The following is a 16378-nucleotide window of genomic DNA, read 5'->3' on the forward strand; positions in this document are numbered from 1 at the left end:
GGTTCGTACCGGGCCCCGGGGCCACCGGGGCCGTATTACCCCACCCGCGGCCGGGGGCATTCGGCTTCTGCCGTGCACCGGCCGACCTCGCTCACATGGCGACAGACAGAGCGCGGCGGCCTCGGCGGGCCCTGCCGCGCCGACGTACACCTTCCGGTGGATCACCGTAGCCGAGCGGACACGGCCGGTGCGGGCGCCCCACCGGGGTGCGCCTCAAGGAGTGGGGATACCCGCGGGCCTGGCCGGGCGGCCGAAGCGAACCGGCACCCCTGGGGAGTACAGCACGCTCACCGGCGCGCCGGTGGGTGCCGACAGGCCCGCGGCCTGTATCAGGTCCTCTTCGCAGGCAAGCAGTTCGGCGCGGTGCAGGGGCCAGCGCGGGTGGGTGTTCGGGAGGTACACAGGCCTGTCGAAGAAGGCGTTGTGCATGCCCCAGCGTGCCGTGAGGAAGTGCTCCAGCCTGTTCGGCTCGTCGACGCGCTCCCCGACCCGTATCCCGATCCGGCTGCGCGCCCCGCGCGGACCGGGCCAGCGCCGCGCGCTGGTGTACGTGAGGACGTCGCCGTCGCGTTCGACGGCCATCCGGGACCACAGGTACGGCAGCCGGAAGGCCGCACGGGCCACCGCCACCGGGATCAGCCGTGAGGCGTCGAGCGAGCGGAAGACCACACCGCGGCGGCCGTGCCGGTCAACCGAGTACAGCCGGACGTTGGTCTCCGGGAAGGTGCCGAGATACGGGATGCCCGGGAGCCGGAACCACCCCACGCGGTGCATACGGAAGGCGACGAGCCCGACGTAGGTGACGCCGTCCAGTGTGTCGGGGACGGTGCCGGCGGGCAGCAGCCGTGCCACCTCGTCCGGGTCCGCGGCCCAGTGGAGGAAGGCGAGGTCGAGCCATGACTGGGTGAGCAGTGGTCGGGCGGTGTCGCCGGGCGGGTCCGGGTCGATCTCTTGGGGTGTGATGGCTTCCGGGGCGCGGGGGGTGAGCGTCACAGAGCCAGTGTGCCAGCGTCCCGGTTGACTTCCGCCGGCAGGCCGTGCTCCGCGAGCCGACCGACCGTCAGGCCGCGGTTCCGGCATGCCGCGACTAGAGCGGGAAGCGCGCCCAGGGCAGCGCGCCAGCAACCCGGGGCGCCGCAGGCGTCGGTGTCGTGCAGCAGCACGGTCGCTCCGCCGCGAAGCCCCTGGGTCGCTTCGGCGAAGACGCTCTCGGCGGTGGCCTGGGCCGTCCAGTCGCGTCCCCAGTCGGACCAGAGGACCGTCGAGAGTCCGGCCCGCCGGGCGGCGGTGAGCCGACCGCCGGTGAGGATTCCGTAGGGCGGCCGGTACCAGCGCGGATACGTGCCGGAGACGCGCCGTACCAGCGTGGCGGTGCGCAGCACGTCCCGGGCGTCGCGGCCGGGTCGGGGTGTCCAGGGTCTGCCGTGCCGCCAGCCGTGGACCGCGAGTTCGTGTCCTTCGGCCGCGATCCGCTGCCCGAGGCCGGGGTGCCGAGCCAGCCGCTCGCCGAGGACGAAGAAGGTGGCGTGTACCGCGAGCTGTTCGAGGGCCAGCAGGAAGTACGGGGTGGTGGCGGGGTCGGGTCCGTCGTCGAAGGTCAGGGCCACCCGGCCGGGGTGCCCGCGGCCGTCGAGCCCGACGACCGGTCCGGCTCCGGGTACGAAGGGGCGTACCGCCCCGAGTGCCGCGCGAACCGGTGGGAGCCAGGTCGCGGCGGGGCCGATATGCCACGCGGCCACCGCCAGCGCGGCGAAGGCAGCCGCGGAGTGTGCCGGCGGCCCCGGGCGGTGCCCCGGCCTCACCACGACGACTCCTCCTTACCGCCACGGCCCGAGATCAGCGGTGAACCCGCCAGATACACGCTGGCCGCCACCAGGACGGCCAGGGCTGTCAGTTCGGGGATGATCCGCGTGCCGAGCTCGACCTGCTCGTCGAACAGCAGCACGCCGAGGACCACGCTGAGAAACGCGTCCCCCAGGGTCAGCGCCGGCTGCGAGGCGACGAGTGTGCCCGCTCTCAGGGTCAGTTGCAGCAGCAGGAAGCTGCCCAGTCCGACAGCCAGGGCCGCGTAGGGCTGCCAGCTGGTGACCGCGGTGGTGAGTCCCTGGGCGAGCCGGCCGGTCGTGTCCTTGACGAGGGCGGCCGTACAGGAGAACCCGATCGCGGTGGCGGTGCCGAACACGGCCGCGCGCGGGGCCGGGCCGAGGGCCTTGCCGACGGCCATCAGCAGGGCCACAGCCGCACCCGCCGACACCCCCGTCCACAGCCACCGCGTCCCCGGCACCGTGGCCAGCCCGCCGGAGGGCCCGGTCAGCGCGAGAAACGCGGCGAGCCCGGCCGCCAGCGCCAGGAACGCCCACCGGGTGCGGTGGTCGGGCCGCACCCGGAACACGGCGGCCCCGATGACCAGCGTGAACAGCAGCTCGGTGGTCATGACGGGCTGGACGACCGCGAGCGGCCCGGTGGCCAGGGCCGCCGCCTGGCACAGCCCCGAGACGAGCAGTGCGCCGAGACCCCACAACCACACCGGGCGGTGCACAAGGCGGCGCAGCCAGGACCATCGCGCCTCGTCGGGCAGATCGCGCTCCCGGGCGGCGGCCCGGCGCTGGAGCACGGACGCCGCCGCGTTGCCGAGCGCGGCGAGCAGCGCCAGCGCGACCGATAGCGTGGTCATGGGCGGCGGTCCCGGCTCAGCCGACGCGCTTGGCAAGTGCTCGGAAGACACCGGGAGCGACGCCGTGCAGCCTGGACGGCAGCCCGAGCCAGCCCGGTACGAAGATGTCCTCACGACCCCGGACGAGGGAGCACCGCACCGCCCTCGCGACCCGTTCGGCGGACACTGGGCGGGGCCGCTCACGGTGGTAGGGGGCTCCTCTGTGTGCGAAGAACGGGGTGTCGACGGCGCCCGGTGACACCAGGCCCACCTTGATCCGGGTGTCGGCGAGCTCGTATCGCAGACTGTCCGCGAAGCTCTGGAGCGCTCCCTTGGTGGCTGCGTAGACCGCCTCGTTGGCGACACCGACGGAGCCCGCCATGGAGCCGACGAGCACGATCCGCCCCGAGCCGCGGTCGACCATATGAGGCAGCAGCAGACGCACCAGATGCACGACGGCGGTCAGATTGACCGTGAGCAGCCGGTCCACGGCATCGGCCGGCATCTCCACCAGGGGGCCGGCCCAGCCGATGCCCGCACCAGCGACCAGGGCATCCACCCGCCCCGCGCACTCCAGTGCCTCACGCACGAGACGCTCATGGCCGGAGGGCGCGGAGAGGTCGGCGGGCAGCGCGATCCCGCCGGTGCGGTGTGCGACCGCGGCCAGGCGCTCCTCGTCGCGGCCGTTGAGCAGCAGCAGCCACCGGTCCTCGGCACCGAGCAGTTCGGCGGTCGCCTCGCCGATACCCGATGACGCACCGGTGATGAGCGCCACCGGTCGTCCCGCGCCGTGTCGCGTGGCGTGCGGGGACACGCCGGGCGCTGTGTCGGGCATCGTCCGTCCTCCGGTTCTGTGTGACTCACCAATCCCTGCCAGCTTCCGTGCTGAGAAGCCGAACGGTCCGGCCACAGAGGGCGGCGCACCTGGCGAGCCACCCGAACGGGCCGATTCGCCACCGCCCCGGCAAGGCATTCAGCCTCTGGGCGGTGGGCGCCGCCGCAGGCGCGGACCGTTCCCTTCGTGGCGTGCTCGGGAGGGTCATGGCCAGACGGCGGTTCCTGGTGCTCAGCGCGAGCATGGGCGCGGGCCATGACACCGTGGCCGCCGAACTGTCCCGGCGGCTGCGCGCGCGGGGCGACGATGTGCTCGTCCGGGATGTCCTGACGCTGCTGCCCCCGGGGGCGGGGCCCGCCCTGCGCCGCACCTACCGGGTGATGGTCCGCCGTGCCCAGTGGCTGTACGCGGGCGTCTACGCGCTGTTCCTGTCACCGGGGCACGGTGGCACCGCGCCGAGCAGCACCCCGCTGGCCAGGACGGCCGAGCGGGCGCTGCTGGCGCTGGCCGGCCGCTGGCACCCTGACGCGGTGGTGTCCACCTTCCATCTGGCCGGTCAGGTGACCGGGCGGCTGCGTGAGCGCGGCGCTCTGTCCGTACCGGCCGCCGTGTTCATCACCGACTTCGCGGCGCACCGCGGCTGGCTGCACCCTGGCAATGACCTCCATATCTGCGTCACGGACGAGGTCGCTGCAGCGGTCCGCGACGCGACCGGACGGCTCGCCGTGGTCTCGGGCCCGGTCGTGGCACCGGAATTCCGGGCCGCTGCCAGGTCTGTCTCGTCCGCATCCGGTTGGGCATCGGTCTTCGCGCGGTACGGCGCGGGCCGCCCGGCGGTCATGGTGTCCGCCGGAGCGTGGGGTGCGGGCTCGGCGCTCACCGGTACGGTCCGCTCGCTGGCGGACCACGGTGTGCTGCCGGTGCTGCTGTGCGGCCGTGACGGCGCGCTGCTGCGGCGGGCTTCCGGGTTCCACGGTGCGCTCGCGCTGGGCTGGGTGCCGGATATGGCGCCGCTGATGGTGTCCGCCCGGGTACTGGTCGACAACGCGGCGGGGCAGACGGCGGTGCAGGCTCTGGCGGCGGGAGTTCCGGTGGTCGGCTACCGTCCCATCCCCGGGCATGGCGCCGAGGGCGTACGGCGGATGGCGGCGGCGGGACTGTCGGTGCGGGCCCGGGACGCGGCCGGGTTGGTGGCGGCGGTCGGCCGGCTGGCAGGAGACGGTCCTGACCGCGACCGGCTGGTGGCCAGGGGGGCGACCGTGTTCCGCGCGGACGCGGCCGATCTCCTCACGGAAACCCTGTTCGATGGCCGTGGGCGCCTGTGGAAGTCGTCGCCGGAAGCGGACGCAAGACGACGGGGGACGCCGGAAGTCTGAGTATGAGGGTGGGGGGCGGTGTCTTCACGGAGTCGTGCGCGGCAGGGCGCGCGCGAGGAGCAGGGCCACGTCGTCCTGGACCTCGGAGGTCAGCAGCTGGTCGAGGATCCGGTCGCTGATCTCGTCCAGCGGGTGGTCGAGCTGCCGCAGCGCACCGGCGAGTTCACGCATGCCCTGGTCGAGGTCTCTGTCCCGGGTCTCGATCAGGCCGTCGGTGTAGAGGACCAGCAGGCTTCCGGGCGGAAGGGCGACCCGCTCGGTCTGGAAGCCGGGTGCGCAGGTACCCAGGGGCACTCCCGGTGGACCGTCGAGGAAGGTGACCGCTCCCAGGGGGTCGACGACCGCGGGCGGTGGATGGCCGGCTCTGGCGATCTCACAGCTGCCGGCCACCGGGTCGTGGACGGCGTAGACGCAGGTCGCCATCTCGTGCTCGCCGAGTTCGGCCACGGCGGCGTCCAGCGAGCTCAGGATGCGGTCCGGGGGGAAGCCATGGCGGGCCAGTGTGCGTACCGCCGTGCGCAGTTGGCCCATCACCGCCGCCGAGTGGACACCGTGGCCCATGACATCGCCGATGACGAGGCCGGTACTGCCGTCGGGCAGGGCAAAGGCGTCGAACCAGTCACCGCCCACGGCCTGGTCGCTCGCCGGCAGATAGCGCCCGGCGAGTTCCAGACCGGTCACCCGGGGCAGTGAACTGTGCGTCAGGCTGCGCCGCAGGGCGAGCGAGGCCGCCCGCTGGGCGGTGTACATGCGGGCGTTGTCGATACTCAGCGCCGCCCGGGCGACCAGTTCGTCGATGAGCACGCAGTCCTGGTCGTCGAACGGCTCGCGGTCGCGGGTACGGGTCAGCACGACCGCCCCGAGCACCCTGCCACGTGCCACCAGCGGGACCAGCCGGGCGCAGCACATCCGGTCGCCGAAGTAGGTACGCAGCCGTTCGGCCTGCGGGCCGGGCATCAGGGCCGGGAGGTCGGACTGGAACAGGTTCATCGAACGTCCCTCGGCGATGACCTGTTCGTACACCGTGCCGGCGGGGACCTGGAAGGTCATCCCCACGACCAGCTTCGCCGTGGGGGCCTCCGAGTCGGGGAAGGTCACGGCGACCCTGCGCAGCACGCCGTGGCTGGAGGAAGCGGCCTCGTCGGGATCGATGATCTCCTCGAACAGCTGCACGTCCGCGGAGTCGGACACCTGCGGTACGAGCAGTCGCACCACTTCATCGGCGGTCTGCCGCAGGTCCAGTGTGGTCCCGACGCGCGTACCCGCCTCGGCCAGCAGCGCGAACCGCCGACGCGCCTGCTCGGCCTCGGCCTGGGCACGCTGCCCTTCGGTGATGTCGATCAGGGAGGCGATCAGTCCGAGCCCCTGGCCACCGGTGTCGAGCAGGGGTGCACAGGAGCAGGACCAGGTGCGGTCGTGCTCGGGGTCGGCGCGGGTGCGGCCCGTGCCGCGCACGTCCACGACGGGCACACCGCTGGCGAGTGCCTGTCGCATCACGCGTTCGAGGGCCCGGGTCACGGCGCCCGGCGCCACGTCGGACGGGCGCTTGCCCAGATGCCCGGCGGCGGGGACGCCGTTCATCCGGGCGAGGGCGTCATTGACCCGTAGGTAGCGCAGATCGGGATCGAGCATGGCCAGCCCGATGGGTGACTGTGTGAAGAGTCCCTCCATCGCCGCCAGCGCGTCCCGCATCCTCAGGATGGCCGAGGTCTCCACGGCGACGACCAGAACGCCCATGGCGCCGCCCGGGGTGGGGGACGGGCAGATCCACATCTCCATGGGCACGATGCGCCCGTCGCGGTGCCGTACGGGGAGAGCCCCGACGATGGTCTCTCCCGCGATGACCTTCTCGATCAGCCGTTCGGCCAGTTCCCAGTTGGCCTCCGGCACCAGGATGGGGACGCCGTTGCGGCCCAGCAGTTGCTCCGCGGTGTAGCCCAGCAGTTCCTGGGCGGCGAGCGACCATTCGACGAGGACGCCCTTCGTGTCGGTCTTCCAGAGGGCGACCGGCAGGAGATCCCGGAGCACGCCCGCGTAGCCGACCGCCGTGACGGGCTGGTCCGGCACGTTCCCCGCGTGCTCGTCTGTGTCCACGCAACGACCTCACTCCGGGGACGGCGGGCCCTCGCCGGACTCGCGGTCCCCGGCCTTACGGTCACTCCGCCGGCCCATACAGCGGACATGGCTGACATTGCCGGTAATATCCGGATCTCCCTAGATCACCCTATCCAAGGCGCTCGTATGGGCAAACCAAGCCGGTCACACACAGAGACCATCACAGAGTGCGACTACGCGGGTCCGCGTGTGGTGACCGTGAAGAGCCCGCCGTCCGGGTCGCGGAGCATGACGCGCCGGGCGACAACCCGACCGCTTTCGGGGCGCTGCCCGGGACCGGGCAAGGGCCGGGCACCCATTTCGCCCTCGCCGCCTTCAGCCGCGTCGATCCCTGCTTCAACCCCTACGATCCCTTCATCTTCGTTCTCGGGCTCCGTGACGGCGCCGCCCCCGAGCCGGGTGGCCGCGTCGATGGCGGCGTCGATGTCGGGCACGTAGAAGTACACGTGCCAGCGCGGCCGGATCCGCGGATCAGGCGCCGCCTCGACCGCGCCGCCGGTCAGGCGCGCGACCTTGTCCGACCCGTGACGGAGCACGACATGCTCGTCCTCGTAGGACACCTGGACGCCGCCGGGACTTTCGTTTCCCCAGTCGAAGACCTCGGCGTAGAAGATCGCAGCCTCGAAGGCATCCCTGGTACGCAGCTCCAGCCAGGCAGGGGCGCGGCTGCGCCCCACGGTCCAGTCCGGGATCACCTTGCCCTCCCAGAAGCCGAACACGGCGCCGTCGCGATCGGCGGCGAGCGCGGCCCGGCCGGTACCGAAGCTGATCGGGCCGACGGCGACCGTGGCGCTGCGCTCGCTGATACGGGCCGCGGTCACGTCCGCGTCGTCGACGGCGAAGTACGGGACCCACTCGACGGCCACCGCCAGACTGCGGGCGAGAGCACCGATCCCGGCGACCGGCGCTCCCCCGAGGAACGCGACGGAGAACTCCTCCCCGAGCCTGGTGGGCCGGAACTCCCAGCCGAATACGGCGCCGTAGAAGTGCTGCGCGGCATGCAGATCGCGCGCCATGAGACTGACCCAACACGGAGCGCCGGACACCGTATGACTTGACGTCGACACGACTCGCCAACCCCATTTCGCCGCATGATCCGTGACTACAACCAGACCACGCTATTCGCTGCCACGCGGAGAACGAGGGAACGCCTGCGCGCGGCGTGGTCCGGACAGCGGCTCTCACCTGTCCGGCGACGCCGGACACCATGCCCACGGGCGGAAGGGACAGGTTTTCCGGGGGTGCTCACGGGTATCCGGAGGGCCCGTGGGCTCGCGGGTTGCGGCGCCCATCGCTCTGACGCACGGTGAACAGGGGCTGGGTCCCGCTGGACCGACCCTCAATGAGCCCGAGAGGACGGCGATCCCATGCACAAGGGGAAGACGAAGCAGATCAAGGGCAAGTTCAAGGAGACTCTCGGCAAGACCATGCACGACCGCTCCATGCAGCGGGAGGGACGCGGCGAGCAGTTGCTCGGCAAGGCCCAGGAGATGGCGGAGAAGGCGGCCGACCACATCCGCAAGAGGAGCAGGCACTGAGGTCGCCGAAGCAGCACCGACGATGTGACCGGTGGGGCGCCGTGGTCGGCGCCCCACCGGCTTCGTGCGGTGAGCGGGAATGTGGGCGGTGGCCGGGCTCGGTCAGCCGACTGCCGTGGTGCTCAGCACCGGGTTGGGTGACGGGTAGCAGGCTGTCGGCACGTTGACGGTGACGAAGATGATCGGCACCTTGGCGGTGAAGGTGAGCCCTGGGCTCGAGTAGCTGCTGCCGGCGAGTTGTGTCGTGATGCTGCTACCAGCCGCCCCGGCCTTCAGGTCCAGGTTGACCGTGGGCAGTGTGAAGGTGGCACCGCCGTTGATCGGTCCGGGCACGGTCATGGTGACGGTGCCGCCGCTGGCGGAGACGCTCGGTGTGCCCGAGCCGAGACCGGAGCCGCCCGACAGGGACTGGCCCACCAGGGTGGAGTTGGCGGGGACCGGCATGCTGAGCTTGATGTTGCTGATGTTCTTGACCGTGTACCCGCTGACCGAGCCGGGGACCGTCATGGTGGTGGGCGCCAGTGACACCCGGAAGGTGCTGCCGGCGGTGACCGACGCCGGCGCTGTGGCGTGGACGCCACTGGCGACCTCGAAGGTCTGGGCCCCGCCGACGGGCGGGGTCGCCTGGCAGGCGAAGGTCAGCGGGGTCGTGGCGGCGGCGGCGGGCGCCGCGGCGATACCGGCGAGCGCCGCGCCGGCGGCCAGCGCCATCGGTAAGCGCTTGAGCGTGGGGGCAAGTCTCATCGTTCACCCTCCTGATGGAGTCATGGTGCGAGGTGTGGGGATACCGTGCGGCCGGCACGGCGTGGGGCACGCTCGGCGGAACGGGAGGAACGGGCGGAACGCAATGGGCCGCTGAGATGTCCGTCCGAAGGCAGCCAACAAGCAGCAGACTTGACGCATGCATGTCACCACGCAGCCTGAGCGAAGTCCAGGGCTCCGTTCCTGTGTAATCCCTCAGGATTATTTGCAGTCTTCACGGGCGCGCGCGCCCGCCCGAGTACGGCCTGCCACCGGGGCGCGGTCAGGATGCCGCCGCAGATACTCGCCCTCCAGCTCCTTCATCCGGAGCGTGTGGGTGGCCAGGGCGTCGTCGGATCCGTGCAGCAAGGTTTCGTGGCGTGTCCGGTGGACCGCTTCCAGCTCCCTGAGCAGCTGGGCTTCCTCCAGCCGCCGGGGGGCCACTCCGCGACTCTGTTCGCTCATGGCGCGCACCTCCTGATTCCTGTGTACGGCGGTCCCGCCGGCACCGCGACCGCGACCAGGCCAGGCCAGGAGTGAGACGGAGCTCACCTCGCCCCAACCGCCGTTTAAATAGGAATATCAAATGCTTATTTGCTACGGTCCTGCCATGCGGCTCACGAAGTTCACCGACCTGGCGCTCCGCGCCGTGATGCGCCTCGCGGTCAGGAAGACCGGCGAACCGCTCACCACGCGCGAGGTAGCGGACGCCGTGGACGTGCCGTACACCCACATGGCGAAGGCCATCGCGCGACTCCAGCACCTCGGCGTGGTGGAGGCGCGGCGCGGGCGCGGCGGCGGGCTCGCACTCACCGAAGCCGGGCGCCAGACCTCGGTCGGCCGGCTGGTCCGCGACCTGGAGGGCGAGGAGGAAGTCGTGGCCTGCGAGGGCGATCCGCCCTGCCCGCTCCGCGGGGCCTGCCGACTCCGGCACGCTCTGCGCGACGCCCAGGAAGCCTTCTACAGCACACTCGACCCCCTCACCGTCAACGACCTCGTGGCCCCGCCCACCGGACCGGTACTGGTCGCACTGACGGGACGCCCGCAGGCCTGACTCCGGCCCCCCGGCCCTCCACCACCCCAACCCTCCTCCATCCACCCTCCCCACGCCTTTAAATGCGAAGATCATCTACTAATTTGGAGCCTCCATGCTGTCCGCCCGTTCCGCCCCCGTCATCCGCGCCACTCTGCCCATCGTGGGCGCCGCCATCAGCGAGGTGACCGAGGTCTTCTACCGCAGGCTCTTCGAGGAGCACCCCGTCCTGCTGCGCGACCTGTTCAACCGGGGCAACCAGGCGAACGGGGCGCAGCGGCAGGCGCTCGCCGGCTCGATCGCCGGGTTCGCCGGCATGCTGATCGAACGGCCCGGAGACCGGCCGGACGCCCTGCTGCTGAGAATCGCCCACAAGCACGCCTCACTGGGCGTCACCTCCGAGCAGTACAAGCTCGTCCACCGGCATCTCTTCGCGGCGATAGTCGAGGTGCTCGGAGAGGACACCGTCACAGCGGAGGTGGCCGAGGCATGGGACGAGGTGTACTGGCTGATGGCCAACGCCCTCATCGCCGTCGAGGCACGCCTCTACCGCGAGGCGCGGGTGGCCGAGGGCGAGGTCTGGCGGCGGATGGTGGTCGCCGAACGCCGCTCGGAGGCGCGGGACGCCGTCTCACTGACACTGCGCCCCGCCGACGGCGGCCCCACCGCTCCGTTCCGACCCGGCCAGTACATCAGCGTGCAGGTCGAACTCCCCGACGGTGCACGGCAGATCCGTCAGTACAGCCTGTCCTCCGCGCCCGGCCGCCCGCACTGGCGGATCACCGTCAAGCGCGTGGCGGACGGTGACGCGCCGGACGGCGAGGTGTCGTCCTGGCTGCACGCACACGCACGTCCGGGCGATGTGCTCACCGTCTCCGCCCCCTTCGGCGACCTGGTCCTCCCCCCGGGTGACGGCCCGCTGCTGCTGGCCTCCGCCGGGATCGGCTGCACCCCGATGCTGTCCATGCTCGACCAGCTCGCCGGCACCGGCTCAGCGCGTCCGGTGGCGGTCGTCCACGCCGACCGCAGTCCGGCGGACCACGCCCATCGCGAGGAACTGCGGGCGCTGGTGGATCGTCTTCCCGGGGCGACGCTGCGGCTCTGGTACGAAACCGCCGACAGTTCCTCCGCCGATCTTCCGGACGGGGCTCTGATCGGCCGTGCTGACGCCGATGCCCTCGACCTGCCGGACGGGGTGACCGCCTTCATGTGCGGGCCGCTTCCCTTCATGCGCGCGTTCCGCGGCGATCTGCTGCGGCGCGGCGTGCCGGCCGGGTCGATCCACTACGAGGTGTTCGGCCCCGACCTCTGGCTCGGACGGGACTGACCGGCCGGCAGCCGGCGGCCGCGAGCACCTCAGATCCTGCGGACCCGGGCGAGCACCAGCACCGTGTCATCGCGCGGTGGCTCCGGCAGCAGTCGGGCGAGGATCCGTTCGACGGTGTCCTCCAACAGACCTGACGCCCCGCGCAGTTCGGCGCTCACCATGGCCAGGCCGTCCTCGATGTCCCGGCCGCGGGCCTCGACAAGGCCGTCCGTGTAGAGGGCGATGACAGCGCGGTCCGGAAGCTCGATCTCGGTCGTCGCGAAGGGGTGGCCGCCGACCCCGAGGGGCACACCCAGGACCTCGCCGACGGCGTCGACCGTGCCGTCCGGATGCAGGACGAGGGGCGGCGGGTGGCCTGCGTTGGCGATCCTGGCCCGGCCGGTCGCCGGGTCGTACACGATGTAGAGGCAGGTCGCCAGCTCGATACCCGCGTCCTGGGCGCAGATATCGAGCTCGGCGAGCAGTTGGTCCGGCTCCTGCTTGTGCCTGGCCAGCGCCCTGGCACTGATGTGCAGCCGCCCCATGGCCGCGGCAGCCGGCACCCCGTGGCCCATGACGTCGCCGACGACCAGGGCGACCCGCCCGCCGGGCAGACCGATCACGTCGTACCAGTCGCCGCCGACCTCGGTGATACGGCTGCCCGGTACATAACGATGGGCGACTTCGACATGCGGGCTGACGGCCAGCGCACTGGGGAGCAGCGCCCGCTGGAGAGTGAGCGCGATCTCCTGCACCTGACCGTAGAGGCGCGCGTTGTCCAGGCAGATCGCGGCTCTGGACGCGAGTTCGGCGGAGAGGCTGAGGTCGTCGTCGGTGAAGGCCGGCCGGGCCGCGGAGCGCCCGAACATGGCGAGGCCCTGGACCGCGCCCCGGGCGACCAGCGGGGCGATGAGGATGTGTTCCAGACCGCTCTGCCGCAGCAGTCGCGCGCGTTGCTCGTGTACGACGGTCCGGGCCATGAACTCGTCGTTGACGGGAACGCAGAGCGGGCGGCCGGTGGACATCATCGCGTGGATGGCGGAACCGGGCGGGTAGGTGACGCAGTCCAGCCCGCCCACCGCCTCGGTGGCCGGCGGTGGCAGCACGGTCCCGGAAGCGAGCCGGCAGGTGGTGAGCGGCCATTCGGGGAGGAAGGGCAGGCTCTCGTCCATCCACTCCACGATCTCCACGACGGCGGCGTCGGCGAATTCGGGGACGGCCACGTCAACCAGCTCCTGGGCGGTGACGTCCAGGTCCAGTGTGGTGCCGATCCGGGCGGCGGCGCGGTCGAGGAGCCCGAGGCGCCTGCGGCTGGCGCTGGCCTCCCTGATGGCCCGTTCCCGGTCGGTCACGTCCGTCATCAGTCCGCCGAGGCCCGAGCGGGTGCCGACGGCCCCGCTGAGGGGGAAGAAGCTCACGGATCTGACCTGGTCGCGGTCCGGGAATGCGGGGGTACGCAGCGCTACCAGCGCGCCCAGGACCGGACGCCGCTCAGCGGCGACGGCGTGGAGCATCCGCTCGTACTCGCCGTCATCCGAGGTGATCATGACCTCTCCCATCCGGCGCCCGATGTGCTCCTCGATCGAGAGGCCGTCCATTTCGGCGAGCGCCTGGTTGAGATGGATGTAGCGAAACTGCTCGTCGAGCATCACCAGACCGATGGGGCAGGTCTCGAAGAGTGCGTCGAGAAAGGCCAGGTTGTCCTTGACCCGGTCCAGCTCCGCGCTGGGGCTGGACAGGCCCAGGACGACCGAGCGCCCCGATGAGCCCGCCACGGGGAAGACCCGGAAACCACAGCTGAAGACCGTTCCGTCCCGGTGGCGCACCGGCAGCCGCCCCCGCCAGTAGCCCGTGCGACCGCGTTCGGCCAGCAGGGCGGCCGTGCGCCGGCCCGCCTCGCGGCCGCCGTCGCCGTCGGACACAACGCCGACGACCTCGTCGGGGCCGGCGGGGAAGAGCAGCGCGGCCGGCCGGGTCAGTGCCGTCGCCGCGTCGTATCCGAACAGGTCCTGGGCACCCGGCCCCCAGAAGCAGATCTCGTCGTCCGCACCGATACCGAAGACGGCCACGGAGACATGCTCCAGCAGCGTCCCCGGCTCGGACCGGAGCGCACCGGGAGCCTGTTCCTCCCCGGGCCGAACCGATGGCACCAGCTGACTCCCTTCCCTGGCCTCCCACGAGGACGCCGTGACGACACGCCCCACCAGGGACACCCGTCGCTCATCCATTGTGCTGATTTCCGTCGATATATGTGCGAAACGGCCGAAATCGACACCTTGTCTCCCCCAGACGTCACCCCGCGTCCACCCGTCGCCACCCATTGCCACCCGACGCTCGGGCACGAGTCGCGTCCATCAGGTCATCCGTCCCGGACTCTTGACTCCTCAGGGAGGAGTCGCGATTCTCGGGGCACCGCTTGCACGGTCCATGACAACCCACGCTCCGAGCCGGGGCGGGGACCGGTTCATGGGCCGCACTGACACGTGCTGACACCAAAAGGCATGGGTGATGACCATGACGCGACCCCCACAGCGCCGGCGCAGCCCACTGGCGATCCTTTCGTTACTTCTCACCATGATGGCCATGGTCTTCGGCACGGCCCCGGCCTCCTCCGCACAGTCCGGATGGTGGGAACCGGCCGCACGGCCCGCCCCTGACTCCCAGATCAACGTCACCGGCGAACCCTTCAAGGGCACCGACGCCCAGGGCCGGGTGCGCGGCTTCGTGGACGCGCATGACCACCTGATGTCCAATGAGGCCTTCGGCGGGCGACTCATCTGCGGCAAGACCTTCTCCGAGCAGGGTGTCGCCGACGCTCTCAAGGACTGTCCCGAGCACTACCCCGACGGCTCGCTCGCGGTATTCGACTTCATCACCAAGGGCGGCGACGGCAAGCACGACCCCACCGGCTGGCCGACGTTCAAGGACTGGCCCGCCCATGACTCGCTGACCCACCAGCAGAACTACTACGCCTGGGTCGAACGCGCCTGGCGCGGCGGCCAGCGGGTGCTCGTCAACGACCTCGTCACCAACGGCGTGATCTGCTCGGTCTACTTCTTCAAGGACCGCGGCTGCGACGAGATGACGTCCATCCGCCTCCAGGCACGGAAGACGTACGAGATGCAGTCGTTCATCGACGCCATGTACGGCGGCCAGGGCAAGGGCTGGTTCAGGATCGTCACCGACTCCGCGCAGGCCCGCGAGGTCATCGAGCAGGGCAAGCTGGCCGTGGTGCTGGGGGTCGAGACCTCCGAGCCGTTCGGCTGCAAGATGATCCTCGACATCGCGCAGTGCAGCAGGCAGGACATCGACCGCGGTCTGGACGAGCTGCACGACCTCGGTGTCCGCAGCATGTTCCTGTGCCACAAGTTCGACAACGCGCTGTGCGGTGTGCGGTTCGACTCCGGAACCCTCGGCACCGCCATCAACGTGGGCCAGTTCCTGTCGACCGGCACGTTCTGGAAGACGGAGCAGTGCGCCGGCCCCCAGCACGACAACCCCATCGGCCTCGCTCCGGCTGCCGAAGCGGAGAAGCGGCTGCCGGACGGTGTGAAGGTGCCGTCGTACGCCGCGGACGCGCGGTGCAACACCCGCGGTCTCACCGAACTCGGGGAGTACGCCGTACGGGGCATGATGCAGCGCAAGATGATGATCGAGATCGACCATATGAGCGTCAAGGCGGCGGGCCGGGTGCTCGACATCGCCGAGGCCGGCTCGTACCCCGGTCTGATCTCCTCGCACGGCTGGATGGACGCCGGCTGGACCGAGCGGGTCTACCGTCTCGGCGGGTTCATCACCCAGTACATGAACGGCTCCGAAGGCTTCGTCGCGGAGGCCCGGCGCACCAAGGCCCTGCGTGACAAGTACGGGGTCGGCTACGGCTACGGCACCGACATGAACGGCGTGGGCGGCTGGCCGGGGCCACGCGGCGCGGACACCTCCAACCCCGTGCGCTACCCCTTCCGCAGCGTCGACGGCGGTTCCGTCATCGACAAGCAGACCACCGGCGACCGCACCTGGGACATCAACACCGACGGTGCCTCGCACTACGGCCTCGTCCCGGACTGGCTGGAGGACATCCGGCAGGTCGGCGGCCAGGATGTGCTGGACGACCTCTTCAAGGGCGCAGAGTCGTACCTGCGCACCTGGGGGGCGTCCGAGGGCCACAAGGCGGGAGTGAATCTCGCCGCGGGCTCATCCGCGTCAGCGAGCTCGTCCGAGTGGAGCCTGTTCACCAGCTACGCGCCAGACCGTGCCGTGGACGGCCAGGCGAAGACCCGCTGGGCGAGCGACTGGAGTGACGGCCAGTGGCTTCGTATCGACCTCGGCGCACCGAGCCTGGTCAAGCGGGTCACCCTCGAATGGGAACGCGCGTACGGCAAGGCCTACCGCATCGAGGTCTCCGACAACGGTGACGACTGGCGGTCCGTCTGGTCGACGACCGCGGGTGACGGGGGCCTGGACACGGCGCAGTTCGCGGGGACGACCGCCCGCTATGTAAGGGTCCTGGGACAGGAGCGCGGCACCAAGTGGGGCTACTCCCTGCATGAGGTGGGGATCTACAGCGCCTGAGGGCGCCCTCCCGGGGGGGGGCGGGGGGGGCGGCGCCCCGCGCCCGGGCGGCCGCTGCCGAAGCCACCGCTCACGCCGCGCGGGCGAACGCGGCGGCGAACAAGGCCGAGGCGGCGGCCGCCGCCGCCAACGTGGGGGCGCCCCCGGGGGGGGCGGGATCCCCCCGCCCGCCACCCGCCCCCCCCCCCGCCCCCCCAGAGGCGCCGGGG

General features: G+C 71.3%; 14 protein-coding genes. 5 read left to right on the plus strand and 9 right to left on the minus strand.

The genetic code is table 11. From position 1 onward, the window contains the following. Nucleotides 1-213 precede the first annotated feature (213 nt). The 4 genes from ACFWI9_RS19680 to ACFWI9_RS19695 are packed head-to-tail and all read right to left on the minus strand — an operon-like array spanning nucleotide 214 to nucleotide 3488. Nucleotides 214-993, minus strand: coding sequence for a YqjF family protein (locus ACFWI9_RS19680; protein WP_387163650.1), 780 nt, complete (start codon nucleotides 991-993; stop codon nucleotides 214-216). Continuing rightward, complete coding sequence (locus tag ACFWI9_RS19685) at nucleotides 990-1805, minus strand: polysaccharide deacetylase family protein (protein WP_387163652.1); 816 nt, start codon at nucleotides 1803-1805, stop codon at nucleotides 990-992. Before ACFWI9_RS19685 ends, ACFWI9_RS19680 begins: the two co-directional genes overlap by 4 nt. Next, nucleotides 1799-2674, minus strand: a complete 876-nt coding sequence (locus ACFWI9_RS19690) for a DMT family transporter (RefSeq protein WP_387163654.1) — start codon at nucleotides 2672-2674, stop codon at nucleotides 1799-1801. Before ACFWI9_RS19690 ends, ACFWI9_RS19685 begins: the two co-directional genes overlap by 7 nt. Nucleotides 2675-2690: 16 nt before the next feature. Continuing rightward, nucleotides 2691-3488 (minus strand): SDR family NAD(P)-dependent oxidoreductase, encoded by a 798-nt coding sequence (locus ACFWI9_RS19695; protein ID WP_387163656.1) that lies wholly within the window; start codon nucleotides 3486-3488, stop codon nucleotides 2691-2693. Between the two features lie 206 nt (nucleotides 3489-3694). Between ACFWI9_RS19695 and ACFWI9_RS19700 the strand changes: the two genes are divergently transcribed. After that, a complete protein-coding gene (locus ACFWI9_RS19700; protein WP_387163659.1) occupies nucleotides 3695-4864 on the plus strand; it encodes a galactosyldiacylglycerol synthase in 1170 nt (389 codons plus the stop codon). 24 nt (nucleotides 4865-4888) lie between these two features. On the opposite strand, the gene ACFWI9_RS19705 is transcribed toward ACFWI9_RS19700, so the two are convergent. Together ACFWI9_RS19705 and ACFWI9_RS19710 are read right to left on the minus strand one after the other, a co-directional pair. After that, on the minus strand, nucleotides 4889-6958 hold the full coding sequence (locus ACFWI9_RS19705; RefSeq protein ID WP_387163661.1) for a SpoIIE family protein phosphatase: 2070 nt from the start codon (nucleotides 6956-6958) through the stop codon (nucleotides 4889-4891). Nucleotides 6959-7152: 194 nt separating this feature from the next. Continuing rightward, complete coding sequence (locus ACFWI9_RS19710) at nucleotides 7153-7995, minus strand: VOC family protein (RefSeq protein WP_387163663.1); 843 nt, start codon at nucleotides 7993-7995, stop codon at nucleotides 7153-7155. 351 nt (nucleotides 7996-8346) lie between these two features. On the opposite strand from ACFWI9_RS19710, the gene ACFWI9_RS19715 reads away from it, so the two are divergent. Beyond that, the gene (locus tag ACFWI9_RS19715) at nucleotides 8347-8517 is read left to right on the plus strand and encodes a CsbD family protein (RefSeq protein WP_387163665.1); all 171 of its coding nucleotides are present in this window, start codon (nucleotides 8347-8349) and stop codon (nucleotides 8515-8517) included. A gap of 102 nt (nucleotides 8518-8619) precedes the next feature. Here the strand turns inward: ACFWI9_RS19715 and ACFWI9_RS19720 are convergent, their stop codons facing one another. Together ACFWI9_RS19720 and ACFWI9_RS19725 are read right to left on the minus strand one after the other, a co-directional pair. Next, nucleotides 8620-9228 (minus strand): cyclase, encoded by a 609-nt coding sequence (locus ACFWI9_RS19720; protein ID WP_387163668.1) that lies wholly within the window; start codon nucleotides 9226-9228, stop codon nucleotides 8620-8622. A gap of 252 nt (nucleotides 9229-9480) precedes the next feature. Continuing rightward, a complete protein-coding gene (locus ACFWI9_RS19725; protein WP_387163670.1) occupies nucleotides 9481-9723 on the minus strand; it encodes a DUF6158 family protein in 243 nt (80 codons plus the stop codon). 145 nt (nucleotides 9724-9868) lie between these two features. On the opposite strand from ACFWI9_RS19725, the gene ACFWI9_RS19730 reads away from it, so the two are divergent. Both ACFWI9_RS19730 and ACFWI9_RS19735 read left to right on the plus strand, forming a co-directional pair. Continuing rightward, on the plus strand, nucleotides 9869-10312 hold the full coding sequence (locus tag ACFWI9_RS19730) for an RrF2 family transcriptional regulator (protein ID WP_387163672.1): 444 nt from the start codon (nucleotides 9869-9871) through the stop codon (nucleotides 10310-10312). A gap of 94 nt (nucleotides 10313-10406) precedes the next feature. Then, nucleotides 10407-11618, plus strand: coding sequence for a globin domain-containing protein (locus tag ACFWI9_RS19735; protein WP_387163674.1), 1212 nt, complete (start codon nucleotides 10407-10409; stop codon nucleotides 11616-11618). Nucleotides 11619-11647: 29 nt separating this feature from the next. Here ACFWI9_RS19735 and ACFWI9_RS19740 read toward each other — a convergent pair whose 3' ends face one another. Further along, a complete protein-coding gene (locus ACFWI9_RS19740) occupies nucleotides 11648-13825 on the minus strand; it encodes a SpoIIE family protein phosphatase (protein WP_387163676.1) in 2178 nt (725 codons plus the stop codon). Between the two features lie 286 nt (nucleotides 13826-14111). On the opposite strand from ACFWI9_RS19740, the gene ACFWI9_RS19745 reads away from it, so the two are divergent. Then, on the plus strand, nucleotides 14112-16169 hold the full coding sequence (locus tag ACFWI9_RS19745) for a discoidin domain-containing protein (RefSeq protein WP_387163678.1): 2058 nt from the start codon (nucleotides 14112-14114) through the stop codon (nucleotides 16167-16169). The last annotated feature ends 209 nt before the right edge of the window (nucleotides 16170-16378 follow it).

It is taken from the genome of Streptomyces sp. NPDC127084, assembly GCF_042724175.1.
In the GTDB taxonomy this organism is placed as follows: domain Bacteria; phylum Actinomycetota; class Actinomycetes; order Streptomycetales; family Streptomycetaceae; genus Streptomyces.